This window comes from Spirosoma spitsbergense DSM 19989, assembly GCF_000374085.1.
Lineage (GTDB): Bacteria > Bacteroidota > Bacteroidia > Cytophagales > Spirosomataceae > Spirosoma > Spirosoma spitsbergense.
Genome location: NZ_KB893559.1, coordinates 162,013 through 176,983, shown reverse-complemented (window position 1 = coordinate 176,983; position 14,971 = coordinate 162,013). Strand labels below are relative to the sequence as shown.

General features: G+C 49.6%; 14 protein-coding genes. 7 read left to right on the top strand and 7 right to left on the bottom strand.

Annotated elements, in window-relative coordinates; genetic code table 11:
• Positions 1-14: 14 nt before the first annotated feature.
• Complete coding sequence (locus tag B157_RS0120680) at positions 15-221, bottom strand: hypothetical protein (protein ID WP_020602294.1); 207 nt, start codon at positions 219-221, stop codon at positions 15-17.
• Between the two features lie 61 nt (positions 222-282).
• Here B157_RS0120680 and B157_RS0120675 point away from each other — a divergent pair, with 61 nt between their 5' ends.
• From B157_RS0120675 to B157_RS0120655, 5 genes are all read left to right on the top strand, one after another.
• Positions 283-1,464, top strand: coding sequence for an acyltransferase family protein (locus B157_RS0120675; RefSeq protein ID WP_020605216.1), 1,182 nt, complete (start codon positions 283-285; stop codon positions 1,462-1,464).
• Between the two features lie 242 nt (positions 1,465-1,706).
• Positions 1,707-2,579, top strand: a complete 873-nt coding sequence (locus B157_RS0120670) for a DUF3667 domain-containing protein (RefSeq protein ID WP_020605215.1) — start codon at positions 1,707-1,709, stop codon at positions 2,577-2,579.
• On the top strand, positions 2,539-2,748 hold the full coding sequence (locus tag B157_RS38435) for a hypothetical protein (protein WP_157618521.1): 210 nt from the start codon (positions 2,539-2,541) through the stop codon (positions 2,746-2,748). The genes B157_RS0120670 and B157_RS38435 overlap by 41 nt, the downstream gene beginning before the upstream one ends.
• Positions 2,749-2,793: 45 nt before the next feature.
• On the top strand, positions 2,794-3,279 hold the full coding sequence (locus B157_RS0120660) for a hypothetical protein (protein WP_157618520.1): 486 nt from the start codon (positions 2,794-2,796) through the stop codon (positions 3,277-3,279).
• 520 nt (positions 3,280-3,799) lie between these two features.
• Complete coding sequence (locus B157_RS0120655; RefSeq protein ID WP_020605213.1) at positions 3,800-5,302, top strand: peptide MFS transporter; 1,503 nt, start codon at positions 3,800-3,802, stop codon at positions 5,300-5,302.
• Between the two features lie 6 nt (positions 5,303-5,308).
• Here the strand turns inward: B157_RS0120655 and B157_RS0120650 are convergent, their stop codons facing one another.
• From B157_RS0120650 to fabG, 3 genes are all read right to left on the bottom strand, one after another.
• Positions 5,309-5,569 carry a hypothetical protein gene (locus B157_RS0120650; protein WP_020605212.1) on the bottom strand — a complete coding sequence of 87 codons (261 nt, stop codon included), beginning with the start codon at positions 5,567-5,569 and terminating at the stop codon, positions 5,309-5,311.
• A gap of 1,093 nt (positions 5,570-6,662) precedes the next feature.
• Complete coding sequence (locus B157_RS0120640) at positions 6,663-7,541, bottom strand: diacylglycerol/lipid kinase family protein (RefSeq protein ID WP_020605210.1); 879 nt, start codon at positions 7,539-7,541, stop codon at positions 6,663-6,665.
• A gap of 237 nt (positions 7,542-7,778) precedes the next feature.
• The gene (gene fabG / locus B157_RS0120630) at positions 7,779-8,516 is read right to left on the bottom strand and encodes a 3-oxoacyl-ACP reductase FabG (RefSeq protein ID WP_020605208.1); all 738 of its coding nucleotides are present in this window, start codon (positions 8,514-8,516) and stop codon (positions 7,779-7,781) included.
• A gap of 109 nt (positions 8,517-8,625) precedes the next feature.
• Here fabG and B157_RS0120625 point away from each other — a divergent pair, with 109 nt between their 5' ends.
• Positions 8,626-9,084, top strand: coding sequence for a YybH family protein (locus B157_RS0120625; protein WP_020605207.1), 459 nt, complete (start codon positions 8,626-8,628; stop codon positions 9,082-9,084).
• Between the two features lie 138 nt (positions 9,085-9,222).
• Here B157_RS0120625 and B157_RS0120620 read toward each other — a convergent pair whose 3' ends face one another.
• A complete protein-coding gene (locus B157_RS0120620; protein ID WP_020605206.1) occupies positions 9,223-10,365 on the bottom strand; it encodes an acetamidase/formamidase family protein in 1,143 nt (380 codons plus the stop codon).
• Between the two features lie 140 nt (positions 10,366-10,505).
• Entirely contained in the window at positions 10,506-12,071 is a 1,566-nt protein-coding gene (locus tag B157_RS0120615; RefSeq protein ID WP_020605205.1) for a S10 family peptidase, read from the bottom strand.
• A 215-nt stretch (positions 12,072-12,286) separates the two neighbouring features.
• Here B157_RS0120615 and B157_RS0120610 point away from each other — a divergent pair, with 215 nt between their 5' ends.
• On the top strand, positions 12,287-13,402 hold the full coding sequence (locus tag B157_RS0120610) for a mechanosensitive ion channel family protein (protein WP_026308844.1): 1,116 nt from the start codon (positions 12,287-12,289) through the stop codon (positions 13,400-13,402).
• A 1-nt stretch (position 13,403) separates the two neighbouring features.
• Here the strand turns inward: B157_RS0120610 and glpK are convergent, their stop codons facing one another.
• Positions 13,404-14,906, bottom strand: coding sequence for a glycerol kinase GlpK (gene glpK, locus B157_RS0120605; RefSeq protein WP_020605203.1), 1,503 nt, complete (start codon positions 14,904-14,906; stop codon positions 13,404-13,406).
• Positions 14,907-14,971: the final 65 nt, after the last annotated feature.

Sequence of the window (14,971 nt, the reverse complement as noted above, 5' to 3'; positions counted from 1 at the left end):
ATTATGTGCAATATCTATTTTTCCGAATCGGGTTTGTGTAGTATTTTTTTTCGGGGGTTCACCGGGGTTGGCCCCATTGAGGTCTGCAATATATCTTTACCCAGATCGGTCATGATATGGGCAAATTTCTCTTCGTAGGCCAGGAAATTAGGTTGTTGTTGCAAAGCTTGAAACTCATCATACCGGGCATCAACGAGGGCATGTAATTCTTCTCTGGTCATGGGAACAAGGGCTTTTTGAGGCTATGTCAACAAGATACTGGTATTTTTGAAATGCACCCCTATGAAACCTGCCTACATTACCACATTGACACCGCTACGGGGAATTGCCGCTCTGCTGGTGGTTGTGTTCCACTTCAATATGATGGTTATGCCCATCGTTGACCCCGCCATTACCCAACTACACCGGCACTGGGCCTTGATGGTCGATTTCTTTTTCATTCTCAGTGGCTTCATTATGACTTACGTTTACGGCGGCTGGTTCGCAGAGAAGGTAACCACTACCTCGTTTCGGCAATACATGGCCGCCCGATTCGCGCGGATTTACCCCCTGCATCTGCTCATGCTCCTGTGGGTGGTAGGGATTTATGTTCTTCTTGTGCCCATCAATCACCGCCCGCAGGATGCTGAATCTCAGATGGTTTTTGATTTGGGAACTATTCCGTTGCACCTGCTGATGTTACACGGATTCAATCAGGCCTGGACAGGTACCTGGAACCTCCCGGCCTGGTCTATTGGCAGCGAGTGGTTTTTGTACATGCTGTTTCCGGTACTGATGTTGGGGTTCCGGCGGATGCCGTTAATGGGGAAAGTAGCTTTACTGCTGGGTGTTTTGGGGTTATATACCTACCTGAGTAAGCCATTGAGTGAAGTCCTGCTTCAGAAGCCCTGGCTTCCCCCCATGCATCATATCATTGATGAGGTCGTCTTCCCCGACAGTCTCCTGCGGTGCCTGGCGGGGTTTGTTCTCGGAATGGTGCTGCACGATGCTTACCAGTTCCGTTGGGGAGCGCGGGTACTGGGTCAGGGAGTGGTGTTTGTGGTACTGATGCTGGGATTGCTGGTAGCCTGGCACCTGAACATCCCCGATCTATGGACGGTCTGGGCATTTCCGGGGCTGATTCTGAGTGCGGTATACAACACCGGTCAACTGGCTAATCTGCTCCAAACGCGCCAGTTCCAGCGCTTAGGCGACTTGTCGTATTCCATCTACATGACGCACGTCCCCGTTATGTTCACGTTTCTGGCCGTTGACGAGCTCTCGAAACCACAGATGGAGTTTCCTGCCCTACCTGCTCCGGTGGTATATGGGTTGGAAGGCCCCGTAACCTGCCTGGTCTATGTACTGATTGTGCTGCTTGTTTCCGCCCTAACGTATCGCTTCGTGGAAGTGCCCGCGCGGAATTACCTGAATGCAGGCCTCAAACGCCGACAGCCCCTTATCATACCTTCTGGCTCTACCTGAACACGGACATCTGAAGGCATTTCTGGTGACCAGAAATGGTGTAAATGCGGGTGACGGGGACCGATGCTGTTAAGTAGGCGCGCCTACAAATTCACAGCCTGGATTGACCATTCTTACCATTTGATCTCTCACGTCAAAAATGGCTGATTGCTATAGACAATGACGAAAATCATGGTTTATAACGAATAAGTGACCAGAATCAGGTCTCTATTTTTGTTGCTACCTGCTTGCCGAACCACCTGATGAAGCCACAGACCAATGTAAAGTGCCTGAATTGTAACCGTCGCTACAAAGGCACTTTCTGCCCTGAGTGCGGGCAAAAAGCCAGTACTCACCGATACAGTCTCCGCGAATTAAAAGAGCATCTGATAGACAAGCATAAGCTCTACGAAAACAAGGAGGTATTTACACTTAAAGAGATTCTGTTCAGGCCCGGAACGGTGGTTTCTGATTACCTGGCTGGTCGGCGTGTGCGCTATGGTTCACCATTTGCGCTGGTAGCGGTGGCCGTTGGTTGTATGTTCTGGGTATCCAGACGGCTCGACTATGGCCTGATGAGTTCGACGCCTATGGAAGTCAGGAATTTGTCGTCGACGGCTACTGCTGACGATAAACTGTGGGCGCAGACACTCGATTCCTTCGGGCCATTTTACGAGACTACCTCCGACTATACTTCTCTGTTTGGCATTCTCTTTACCAGCCTGATTTCGTATCGCATCTTCCGAAAGCAGAAGCTCCTGTTCGGCGAGCATTGCGTTATCAATGCAGTGTCCACTATTGGGGCTACATTGATTGCGGTTGTCTTTGTGCCCTTGCTGAAAATCACCGACGACGCCAATTACCTGATCCTATTCTATCTCATCACAACGGTTGGCCTCTACTACTACGTCTTTTTTGATTTCTTCCGGCGCTACTACACATCGAAGGCTGGTTTGATCTGGCGACTTGCCCTTTGTGCCGTGTTGGGTCTGGCCTTCGATTTTGTGTTTATTCTATTTCTGTTTTTGCTTTCCGTTCTATTCTTAGATGCTGAAAATCATCCTTATGAAACCCTTATTGTTACTGATTATCTTTATGATACTACTGAGTTGTTCGAGCAATTCTACGGATGCTGAATTTGCCGGAGTCTGGACTGGAATGCTGCGCATTGAGGGGAAAGAGTATGCGAGTACCCTGTCGGTGATACCACTTTCAGAAACTTCCTTTGCGGGAAACCTTATGCTGAAAGAGGGGCAGGTTATCGTAAAATCAATGCCCTTAAATGGCGTCATTAACGGCGACTAGGCAACTGGACAAACTACTGACCCACAACCAACCCGGTTTGTCTTCGTGCGGACTGGTCAGACGATGGCCTGCACCTGGAATAACAACGGGCTGGAGGTCAGTAGCGTCTTCAATCGCAGCAGCCAATATGGCCTGGTACCGGCAGAAAATCCCGAAGCACCGCAGCCAGCGGAGCCGCTACCCGAGAACCGGGGGCATGACCCAAACGTAGTAGGAAACTGGATGACCAAAGAAGCTAGTGGCGGTTTCTTGACCAAACGATTTAAAAAGCTATTACCCGATGGTCGTATTGATGGCTACAAGATGGTATTTTTTCCCTCTAACCCCCACGATAATCCCCAGCCAGAGCCTGACAAAACCATTGAAGACTGGAAACAGCAGGGCGTAACCTGGTACACAACTAACGATTTTGTGTTCTGCCTGGCATTGCCGAGCGGGACGGAGTGCTATACGTATCAGCTAAACGGCGACGACCTGAATCTGTACAATAACCAGGGGCAGGTTGTTGTGACATGGTCAATGCCTTACTGAGCGCATCGCCCCGTATTACGCTCATCATGGAAAATCATAAGCCTAAAAATCATAGTTTCCCAGGAGTCGACCCGTTTGTTAGCACCCGTTGCGACCAAGGTGCTGACAAACCGTAAAACATCAGATTCAGGGCCTGACCGATGCTGAACTAATCTCGGCTGAAATCTTCTACAAACCGGGAAGCGGTACTCATTAAGGGCGAGTCGGTCCCCCAGACAAAATATATTTTCAGGCTGCTCGCCTTATGAAATATCATCCGGGATGTATGCTTAGCTTTGGCTTCCACAGCAATCGTTCGAAGGTGCCCCGCGAAAAAAGGTAGTTGGCTTTGCATTGAACAAAAAAGGGTATCTGACCACTGGGTCAAACAACTCTGATGCTTTCAGTGATTTGTGGGTGTTCAATCCGGCTCCTTAACGAGCGAACCTTGTGGCTTTGGGATGTTGCCGGTATATTTACCACTACTTTATTCGTTTATATCACGCTACACGTCAACAAACTACCTGCTTAACCTAAATTTATGGAAGCTGCTATTGAAAAGCCCAGTACCAGAACAGGCCACCCAACCGGTCTTTACGTCTTGTTTTTTACCGAGATGTGGGAACGGTTTAGTTATTACGGGATGCGGGCTATTCTGCTGCTGTTCCTGATCGACAACGTTCGGGGCGGTATGGGGCTGAACGAGACGGAAGGAGCGGCCATCTACGGAATTTATACGGCTTCTGTTTACCTGCTCTCGTTACCCGGCGGCTGGATTGCCGATAACATATTGGGGCAGCGAAAATCTATCTGGTATGGTGGAATAACCATTATGGTGGGCCACATTATTCTTGCTATCCCCTCCGGCACGGGTTTATTTTATTCGGGCCTCTGCGTAGTGGCGCTCGGAACGGGTCTGTTAAAACCGAATATTAGTACGATTGTTGGCGAATTATACCCGGAAGGCGGGGCGCGTCGGGATGCGGCTTTCTCCATTTTTTACATGGGTATTAACCTGGGTTCTTTCCTGGGAATTACCATTGTTGGTTACCTGGGGCAGAAAGTGGGCTGGCATTACGGGTTTGGGGCCGCTGCGGTAGGTATGGGGCTGGGGTTGATTACCTTCCGTATTCTGGGAGAGCGATACCTGGGACGGTACGGGAATGTGCCCATAAAAGCAGAAGTAACAGACGGGGTTGCCAGAACGCCCGGTAGCAACAAGCCCATGATTGCGTTTCTGGTTGGGTTAGCTGCAATTCTGACAGCACTGCAACTAACCCACGTAATTGATATGACCACGGCACAGGGGCTGGCTAAAGCCATGGGAACAATTATTGCCCTGGTAGCCATCAGTTATTTTGCTTATATTTTATTGGGGGGCGGGTTAACGACCGTCGAAAAAAAGCGGGTCGTCGTTCTGTTTGTCTTTTTCCTGGCGGCTGCTTTGTTCTGGGCGGGCAACGAACAGCAGGGGTCATCTCTACAGATTTTTGCCGACCGTTATACCGACCTGAACTTCTTTGGCTGGGAAATGCCATCGAGCTGGTTTCAGAACTTCAACCCGGCTTTTATTCTCATTTTTTCTCCCGTTCTGGCTTCGCTATGGATTTTTCTGGCGAACCGAAAATTAAACTTCTCGGTGCCTGCTAAATTGGCTACCGGCCTGATTTTACTTGGTTTGGCCTACGTCATTATGGTATTTGCCGCTAAACTGGCTCTGACGGGCGTACGCACATCGGCTCTCTATCTGACGTTCACGTATTTATTCTTCACCCTGGGCGAGTTATTTCTGAGTCCGGTAGGGCTGAGTTCATTTACCAAACTGGCTCCAAAGCGTTTTGCCAGCCAGTTGATGGGTATCTGGTTCGTAGGTACCTCGCTTGGAAACCTAATTGCCGGCTTGTTTGCCGGTGGGTTTGATGAAGAAAACGTGCAGCAAATGCCTGCTCTGTTCCAAAGTGTAGCGTACTTTGGCTTAGGTGCTGGCATTGTCATGCTACTCTTCGCCAGGCCCCTGAAAAAATGGATGGGTGGCGTTGAGTAAGAGGGACTAGTACATAGACTTGATAACTAACTCTGGATTAGCCTGTTCGTATTCCCGAATGCAAATCTCCCCTTCATCGGTCAGTTGGTAGTAAGTAGAGTCAGTACCTTCTTTATCGCTCGCGCTGATCAGGCCAATATTTAATAGCCCCATCGTGTAATAGTTGACCATCAGGTGGTCGAAACTGGTCCTCTTCTTTAATTGACTGTACGTGACCCGATGCTGTGAAGCCATCAGAATACTGTACTGGGCAAATGTGATAAACATATTCGTTAGCTGCTTAAATAATAGGATATAATACAGATAGTAGCGAAATCCGTGCCTTTCTTTGTTAGAAATAAAGCCAGCGTCTAACCGAACAACATCAATACGATTTTATTGTTTAACATTTTGTTACCATATTGTCTATTATTTTACATATTGGCGTCGATAACTTTCTGTAGACTCGTAATCAACCTGTTAGACGCATCATAGTCTGCTAGTCACAAAATATAGGGTCAACTTTAATTTACGAAAAAGTATCCAGAGTAGTTATTGGTATACTATATAATAAATAGGCTAATTAAGTTTGTTTGTAAACACATTTTTGTATACTATCTAACGAATGCATTATTAGTTATTACTCTAAAATTCAACCAAAAAATTTGTTATTTTCCTGATCCACTCTCTTAATACAGAACCTCTTACCACATATTTTCCCTTTTTACAGGTTACTGTTTTGTGAAAATAGGAAACAAAAAAAATATTTCTGTGAGAGGAAAAAAAAAGATAAAAAATAATTTCATTGATTTAACGGTGTTTTCTATTACCGTAATACGTAAATCTATTGTGTTCTTTTATTTAAAAAAGGTAACTAAAGGTAATGATTTCAAAAAGTATGCCCAATTGTAGCTTACTGATGATTAGGCAACATAACTTGTATTTTTTTTTATGGATCAACCAGGTTTATGCATAAAGATCGGTTGACCAGGAATGGTGGTCACTATTGTAGGAATGGAATTGATAGTTGCGTATTGGCAATAATAGTATACCCGGAAAGCTGTCTTTCCCCTTCGGTGAACAAGTATACGTATGCGATTATCTGATAGTTAGAGACTTAGTCTGGATTGATATCCACCAGATAGTACCAGGCGCTTGGTGTTGATGTGCCGTTCTGGCAAAAAAACGGGCTTTATAACTGCTGGATACCGACCCTAAAAGGGTAGTTGATGGTAGGAGGGTTTACTGTTGGGTATTCCGCAACATGTTTACATCTTGAGCAGATGTAATTAGTTACAGGCAGTTTGGTATGATTATAGCCTTCAACCGCAATCTGGCAGCCGACAGGCCGGGAACAAAAAAGATAGAATAACGTCCTTGCTTATAACAACACCAGTAAACTCCCCGGAAGTATCTGCACATCGGCCCGGCCGGAGGGCAACGTAAGCGGCTCCCCGTCGGCGTGAATAAGTAACGGCTCCCAGGTCTGCACGGTTGCTTTGGTGATGGAATGCCCCCGCCAATAGGATGATTCATTCAGGGTTTTATTGAACAACCGCCAGGTAATCATCCCGGTTGCCTGTGCCGGGAATGGTCTTATTTCGCACTGGTCCAGTTTGCCATCGGCAATGTTGGCCTGCGGAGCCATCCAGGCGTTGTTGCCAAACTGTCCGGCATTGGCGAAGGTGAGCGAAAATAACTCCTTCTGCTCGCCATTGAGAGTAAATACGGGTGGTTTGTATGTCCAGAATGCCCGAAATGCGGCACGGATGTAAGTTGGTAAACCACGAATCGGCTCTTTTGCAAACGCATGGGCCACAAACGCTTCGAAACCCAGACCGGCAGTGCAGAAAAAGGGGTGCCCACTTATCTCACCACTGTCGATAACAACGGGTCGTCCTGACAGGGCACGTTCGATGGCTTTCATGGGGTTGAGCGGAATACCCAGGTGGCGGGCCAGCCCATTTCCTGAGCCAACAGGAACAATACCTAATGCCGTAGCCGACCGCCGTAGAGCCTGCGCTGTTTCGTTGATGGTGCCATCGCCCCCAATGGCCAATATGCGGCTTATGCCCTGTTCAACGGCTCTCGCTGCCAATTCGGTAGCATGGCCGGGGTGGGTAGTCATGACCACATCGGGCGAGAAGCCAAGAACATTGGCCCGGCGTATAAACGCGTCCTGAAGCAGTTTTTTTTGCTCGACAGATGTAGTGCCGGAGAGCGGATTAATGATGGCCAGAATAGCCGAACGGGTAGCCACTTAGGAAAAGAAAATAAATAACAGCAGAATGAAAACAACAATAAAGACGTAGTACCAGCCATCCGAAAAGATGTATGGTTTGTACTCATTATAAAATTTCCGTATCCTGTTCATAAGGTACTGCCGACGGTGAATGCTTCTGTAAAGTTAATCACGGTTTTGTGGTTTATGGTTTACGGTCTATAGTTTATGGTTTGTGTCAGCCACCTTAGACTATACACTGTAAACCATAAATCACTATAAAGCCTGACCCCCATTTACTGATAAGACGTGTCCGTTAACGAATGACGCTTCGTCAGAAGCCAGAAACAGGTACGCATTGGCAATGTCTTCCGGCTGACCGATGCGTCGGACCGGTATAGTAGCAATGGCGTGGTTACGAACGTCGTCTGGCATGGCATCCGTCATGGCTGTTTGAATAAAACCGGGTGCTACGGCGTTGGCCGTAATGCCTTTGGGTCCCAGTTCCTTAGCCCAGGAACGGACCATGCCAATAATCCCGGCCTTTGCCGCAGCGTAATTCGTCTGTCCAAATGCTCCATGCACCCCATTGATGGACGAAGTACAGATAATGCGGCCCTGTTTCTGCGCCACCATGTAGGGAGCAATGATTTTCGTGCAGTTGAATACCCCGGTCAAGTTGACGTCGATAACCTGTTGCCATTCGTCAAACGACATTTTTAGCAGACTTTTGTCGCGGGTGATGCCCGCGTTATTGATTAAAATATCGATTCGTCCGTAGCGATCGTGTACGGCTTGTACTGCGGTTTCGATGGCTGCCACATCGGTCGTACTCACGTGGTTGAACGCGCACCGGAACCCCTGCTCCCGCAACTGCTGGGCGGTGGTTTCACCTTCGGTGAGTACATCCCAGATGATAACGGTAGCACCTTCTCGGCAAAAGACTTCGGCGGCTTTCTGGCCAATTCCCCGGGCGGCTCCGGTAATAATTGCCACTTTATCAGCTAATCGCATAGTTGTTCAGGATATCAAATTTTGTTGGCGGCAAACACCGATGAAACAGAAACGCATATCATCCTTTCAACTACCGCATGATTCACTTAGTTTAGTAAAAAAGTTGGTTATGAACTATCTCCTCACGGCGTTATTCCTCGTTACGATCTGCCTGCCGGGGGCAGGGCAGCGGACCATTGAAGCAGAAAAAGTACAAATGGCCAAAGAACGACGCGCCATCCTGCAAATTCTCGAACGCCAAACTGCCGACTGGAACGCCGGACGGGTAGACCGGTTTATGATCGGGTACTGGCCCTCCGATTCACTGACCTTTGTGGGGAAAGTGGGTATCACCTACGGCTATCAGGCTACTCTGGCCAACTACAAAAAACGCTATCCCGACCGGGCTTCGATGGGAACGCTGAAATTCGATATTCTGGAACTGGATTTACTGACGCCTAACACAGCCTATGTTATTGGCCGGTATCACCTGACCCGCCCCCAAATCGGGGATGCTGAAGGATATTTCACCCTGCTTTGGCGGAAAATGAAAAATCGCTGGGTTATCGTCAGCGACCATTCGAGTTAGCGAACGGTCGCTGCGTAGAGTTCTCTGGCAGGAAGCCGTTGGCGGAAAAACGCTGCAAAAGAAATTGACTTTTTCCGGCACAGATTGCCCCGCCTGTGCCGGGAAAAGTCAAATACCACTCTGTAGAAACCGGGTTCTTTACGTCCAGTAGTCGAATTTTTTCTTAGTGAAGATCGACTTCGGAATCATGGCATGAACGCCTAGGGTCTGATCAACGACCTGACTAACCTCAAAATCGACGCCTGTACTGGCAATGGACAGGGCTTCATTGAACGTAAAGCCCAGTTCATCCCTGATGAAGGCGACTGCTTCCGAAAGGGCGTTTTTCATGGCTTTGTTCAGGTCTTTGTCCAGGCCGATGGCAATAAAATGGGTAGCTGTTTCGGCACGGCACTGTTTCAGGGCTTTCCCTTTATGGACAATAAACTTTGCCGTTAGGGTCAGGGCTGTTTCGATGGCTACACCACTTACTTCGCCATTACCCTGCGCCCCGTGGCCATCCCCGGCCGTGAATAACCCTCCCGGAACCGACACGGGCAGGTACAGCGTAGAGCCTTTGGTCAAATGTTTGATGTCCAGATTACCGCCAAAGAAATTAGGTGGAATAGAGCTTTGATGGCCCATATCGGCGGGGGGAGATAGGGCCATAACGCCCATAAATGGCTTTAGGGGAATGTCGACACCCGCCACGCAGGAAGCCGTCATGTGTTTGGTATCATACCGGTACACAAAGGTTTCTCGGCTGGTAACTGCGTCGGGAATGCCGCCCCCACCGGGCCATACACTGTTCACCCCAAAGCTGGCCGGGAAAGCCAGGTCGAGAATACGAATCTCAAGCGTATCACCGGGTTGTGCGCCATCGATATATACCGGCCCCGTCAGCATATGGCCACGAATACCCGATGGTTCGGGCTTCACGTTTTTCAGGATGGCAATTACTTCCTGAGCGTGCTGGTCGATGGGTAAGTTATTTTTGGTGTAAAACTCGTCGGGATTCGTGCGGCTGACGCCCGATGGGTTGACGGTTTGAATTTCGACTATATCGCCATCTTTTGCTTTATAGACGGGTGGAACATCGGCCCCAAAATAGCCCCAAACCATATTTTCGGGAAGTGAACGTACGACATGGTCCGGTTTGACCCGTACCGGTTCGTTTTTGAGTTCGGTAGCCGCTGAATGGGGAAGCCCCGCCGATGCATCGGTTATCAGGCTACTGGCCGAGAGTAGGGCCAGGCCCTTTTGGGTCGACTGGCGAAGGAAATTTCGTCGGGAATTTTTCATCAGGTTGTTTGATTCAGTACTTACGTATCAGGGGTGAATTGATTGTTTATGCTTCAGCGGAATACACAGGCTAAAACAGCGAACCAATTATCGTGCGTGGTTCAATGATTTTCAGCCGTCCTAATCTAAAGAAACGTCCCTTACCGGCTTCCTGAATATTTGGCCGGTTCGCTGGTTTTTGGCGTGCTTTTTTTGATAAACGTCCGCAGGCGCTCATTGCTGGTAGCCAGATCTTCTTTGCGGAGGTACATCATGTGACCGCTCCGGTAGCCCTCCCATTCCATGCGGTCTTTGAGTTTGCCGCTGGCATCCATCTGCCACATGTTGTATTTGGCATTGAAATAATCGCAGGCTCCATCGTAGTAGCCCGATTGCACCAGTAAATGCAGATACGGATTCTGCGCCATTGCCTGACGCAGGTTTTCGCCCGTGTGGTTATTGGTATTATCCCAGGGGCGCACCGGTCCGAACATGTAGTATTTCAGGTCTGTTTTGTAGTTGAGTTCCTCGCGCATAAACATATTGATAGCGGGTGTGAACGAGTGCAGCCAGGAAGTCAGCTCCGAATTATAATCCGGGGCAATACCGGCGTCTTTGCTATCCATACCCAGGTAGCGTGAATCCAGCCGACCCACCGTCTGGCTTTTATCGCGCAGGAGTTCTTTCCAGAAGAAATTGGTGGGTACGTCCAGGTTCTGCTGCATCACGGCCGTTTCGGACAGGCCCGAATACCGGGCTACTTTTTTAGCAATTTCGGCGCGTTTCTGGTCGCTCAGTGAGCCGCCAAGTGCCAGCGCAGGCAGGTACTCCTGAATGGTGAAATTTTCCACTTCGGGCAGTACGTCGGTCAGGTCTTTTTTCTGTAAATCGGTCGGAAGTGCTTTGTGAAACCAGGCCGTAGCCGCAAAGTAAGGCAGCTTCAGTGCCCCCTGAGCCGGGCCGTCGCGGTCGATACCGAGGTCGGTGGGAGAGACCAGAATAACCCCGTTCAGGTACATCCAGTGGCTGTTTTGCAGTTCCAGTGCCAGGCCCGATACCCGCGTGGTGCCGTAGCTTTCGCCAATCAGATACTTTGGCGAAGCCCAGCGGTTATACCGGCTAACAAACGTGTTAATCCAGTCGGCCAGGTACTTGATATCGGCGTTGACACCGAAGAACAGTTTTGCAGCGGGCACATCCTTATTGACGGGCCGCGAAAAGCCGGTATTGACCGGGTCGACATAAACAATGTCGGCTACATCGAGAATGGAGTTCGGGTTGTCTTTTACACCATATGGCTGAACGGGGTAGCCTTCGTCATCTACCTTGAGAATGCGCGGCCCCGTATAGCCAATCATCATCCAGACGGAAGCCGTACCGGGACCACCGTTGAAGGAAATGACCAGCGGGCGGGTGGTGCGGTCGCTAACGTCGGAGCGTTCGAAATAGGTGAAAAATACACCGGCTACGGCTTTGCCATCCTCATCCCAAACCGGGATGGTGCCGGCAGTCGCTTTATAGGGAACCCGCTGTCCCTTAATGGTCACTTGTCCGTTGGTTACCACCTGCGAGTCGATGTCCAGACTACGGGAATCCGGTGCCGGTTTATCCTCTTTGGGTGATTTGCCTTCTTTGGCGGGTTGTTTTTCGGCGCTGACTGGCTTTTGCGCCCATGTACCGGTAAATGAATAGCAACTGATTAGTAACAGAAGAAAAACTTGTTTCATGCTTATAAATGCGGGTTGATAAGTGAACTAAGAATAAGGCCTGGCGGAACGCCCGACTTCGGCCGACTAAAGATAAGGAGAATAACAGCAGCGTATCTGGCCTATTTCCGGAAAAACAAGCCAATAGCCAAGTGCCTGAAAGCATATAAGCTTTTGCAAGGCACGATGTAGGCGTAAAAGGCGGTAAAGCTTTCCAGTCTTCTTATTTTTGCACCATGCAACAACAATTGGATAGTTGGATACGGGCCGTTATTCGCTGGTTCGGCTATATACCCAACCGTGATTTGTCGGGGTGGATATTACTACTTACAGCCGTATTGGCAGGTGTAGTGGTTGATGTGGTTATCACACAGATAAGCCGGTTTGTGGTGCGTCAGCGTCCTTTTCAAACGCTGACTTTGTTGAAGCAATATGCGCGCTGGCCATTCTGGCTTTTCATGCCCTCCTTATTTTTTCTGCTGGCTACCAATGTCCAGTCTGATCGTTTCCTGCGTCAGCATGCAATAGCGGATAAAATGGCCGAGATACTGTTTATTATCAGTACGACCTGGCTGGTTGTTCAACTGTTAAAAGTAGGCGAAATGAGCCTGGTTAAACAGTACGTTACGGATAATGACGAGAAGCTGGCCCAGCGTAAATACGTTACTCAGGTACGATTTTTCCGCCGACTGGTCGCTATCACTGTTCTTGTTATCGGGACTTCGCTGGTGCTTATTTCGTTTCAGGGTAGCCGGAAAATTGGTCTTAGTGTCCTGACCTCAGCCGGTGTCGTGTCGGTTGTGATTGGTTTTGCCGCACAAAAAACACTGGCTAATCTGCTGGCCGGTGTTCAGATTGCGTTCAATCAGCAAATCCGGCTCAATGATGCGGTAGTCGTTGAAAAAGAGTGGGGCCGCGTGGAGGAAATCAATCTTACCAGTGTCATTGTCCGCCTATGGGACCGGCGTCGGCTTATTTTGCCCATCACGTACTTCGTTGAAAAACCATTCGAGAACTGGACCCGTTCGGATGCTTCCATCGTTGGGTCCATTATTCTCTACCTGGATTATAACGTACCCGTTGATAAACTTCGGGAAAAGGCGCGTAAACTGGTTGAAGATGACCCCCTCTGGACGGGTGAAAGCTTCGCCGTTCAGGTAATCGATACGCTGCCCACCTGCATTCAGGTGCGTATTCTGGTTTCGGCCCCTGATTCGCCTTCGGCTTTCGACTTGCGGTGTCATATGCGGGAGCAGCTTATTGCCTTCATTCGGGACGAATATCCGCAAAGTCTGCCCCAGACCCGGCTTATGCTGGCTGAAGAGCTGATGCCAAAAGAGCCGGAAATCTAGTCTATTCTTCCCAGCCGAATGACCGTTCGATGGCTTTCTGCCAGCCCTTCATAAGTTTTTGCCGCTGGGTATCGTCCATCGTCGGTTCGTACGTTTTTTCGATGCCCCAGTTCTGGCGTAAATCGTCCAGGTTTTTCCAATAACCAACGGCCAGTCCGGCGGCATAAGCCGCACCGAGGGCGGTGGTTTCGGTCATGCGGGGGCAAATGACGGGGCCATCCAGCACGTCGGCCTGAAACTGCATCAGCAGGGAGTTGACCACCATACCACCGTCCACCCGCAGTGATTTCAGTGAAACACCCGCGTCCTCTTCCATGGCCCGTACCACATCAACCGTCTGGTAAGCTGTGGCTTCCAGTACGGCTCTTGCCAGGTGGCCTTTGGTGACGAAACGGGTCAGACCCGCAATAACGCCCCGCGCATCGGCTTTCCAGTGGGGTGCGTACAGGCCCGAGAAAGCCGGGACAAAATAGGTGCCCCCGTTATCGTCGACCGAGCGGGCCAGGCTTTCGATTTCCTTGCTGTCTTTGATAATACCGAGGTTGTCGCGCACCCACTGCACCAGCGCACCGGTAATGGCGATGCTACCTTCCAGCGCGTAATGAACCGGCTCATGCTGAAACTGATAGGCTACGGTTGTCAACAACCCACAGGTGGAAGGGCGGAGTTCGGTGCCGGTATTCATCAGCAGAAAGCAACCCGTGCCATAGGTGTTTTTAGCCTGACCTGGTTCAAAACAGGTCTGACCAACCAAAGCCGCCTGCTGGTCGCCGAGAATACCCGCAATGGGTACGCCGGGGAGTACTTCCGACGTTACGTGCCCGTACACCTCGCTGCTGGGCCGGATTTGGGGAAGCATAGCGCGGGGTACCGTAAAATCACTGAGCAATGAGTCGTCCCAGTCGAGGGTGTGCAGGTTCATCAACTGTGTCCGGCTGGCGTTGGTGACGTCGGTCAGGTGTAACCCTCCCTGCACACCACCCGTCAGGTTCCAGACCAGGAACGTATCCATATTGCCAAACAGCGCGTCGCCCCGCTCGGCATCTTCCCGCAGACCGGCCACATTATCCAGCAGCCATTTTAGTTTTAATCCGCTGAAATAGGTCGCTAATGGAAGTCCTGTTTTAGCCCGGAACCTATCCTGTCCGCCTTCGCCTTTGGAGAATTGTGCTACCAGATCGGCCGTTCGCATGTCCTGCCAGACGATGGCGTTGTAGTAGGGTTTACCGGTTTTACGGTTCCAGACAACAGCGGTTTCGCGCTGATTCGTAATGCCAACCGCCACGATATCTTGAACCGGTATTTTTTTCTTAATACGGGCTAATGCAATCACTTCGAGTGTGTTACGCCAGATTTCTTCGGAATCATGCTCTACCCAGCCTGGTTGTGGATAAATTTGTTTATGTTCTTTCTGGGCAACGGAAACAATCTGTCCCTGGCGGTCGAACACAATGCAACGGGTGCTGGTGGTACCCTGGTCAATGGCGGCTACGTACGTCGGCATATCCTAATTATAAGAATCGGTTAAAAGGCTTTTCCGTGTGTAATATTGTTAAATTATCCAATTAG

What these genes read in the sequence shown, in the direction of transcription:
- B157_RS0120610 (WP_026308844.1), top strand. Translation starts at nt 12,287, where the DNA reads ATGCAACAACAATTGGATAGTTGGATACGGGCCGTTATTCGCTGGTTC.
- B157_RS0120680 (WP_020602294.1), bottom strand. Translation starts at nt 221, where the DNA reads ATGACCAGAGAAGAATTACATGCCCTCGTTGATGCCCGGTATGATGAG.
- B157_RS0120620 (WP_020605206.1), bottom strand. Translation starts at nt 10,365, where the DNA reads ATGAAAAATTCCCGACGAAATTTCCTTCGCCAGTCGACCCAAAAGGGC.
- B157_RS0120675 (WP_020605216.1), top strand. Translation starts at nt 283, where the DNA reads ATGAAACCTGCCTACATTACCACATTGACACCGCTACGGGGAATTGCC.
- fabG (WP_020605208.1), bottom strand. Translation starts at nt 8,516, where the DNA reads ATGCGATTAGCTGATAAAGTGGCAATTATTACCGGAGCCGCCCGGGGA.
- B157_RS0120625 (WP_020605207.1), top strand. Translation starts at nt 8,626, where the DNA reads ATGAACTATCTCCTCACGGCGTTATTCCTCGTTACGATCTGCCTGCCG.
- B157_RS38435 (WP_157618521.1), top strand. Translation starts at nt 2,539, where the DNA reads ATGATACTACTGAGTTGTTCGAGCAATTCTACGGATGCTGAATTTGCC.
- B157_RS0120670 (WP_020605215.1), top strand. Translation starts at nt 1,707, where the DNA reads ATGAAGCCACAGACCAATGTAAAGTGCCTGAATTGTAACCGTCGCTAC.
- B157_RS0120650 (WP_020605212.1), bottom strand. Translation starts at nt 5,569, where the DNA reads ATGTTTATCACATTTGCCCAGTACAGTATTCTGATGGCTTCACAGCAT.
- glpK (WP_020605203.1), bottom strand. Translation starts at nt 14,906, where the DNA reads ATGCCGACGTACGTAGCCGCCATTGACCAGGGTACCACCAGCACCCGT.
- B157_RS0120615 (WP_020605205.1), bottom strand. Translation starts at nt 12,071, where the DNA reads ATGAAACAAGTTTTTCTTCTGTTACTAATCAGTTGCTATTCATTTACC.
- B157_RS0120655 (WP_020605213.1), top strand. Translation starts at nt 3,800, where the DNA reads ATGGAAGCTGCTATTGAAAAGCCCAGTACCAGAACAGGCCACCCAACC.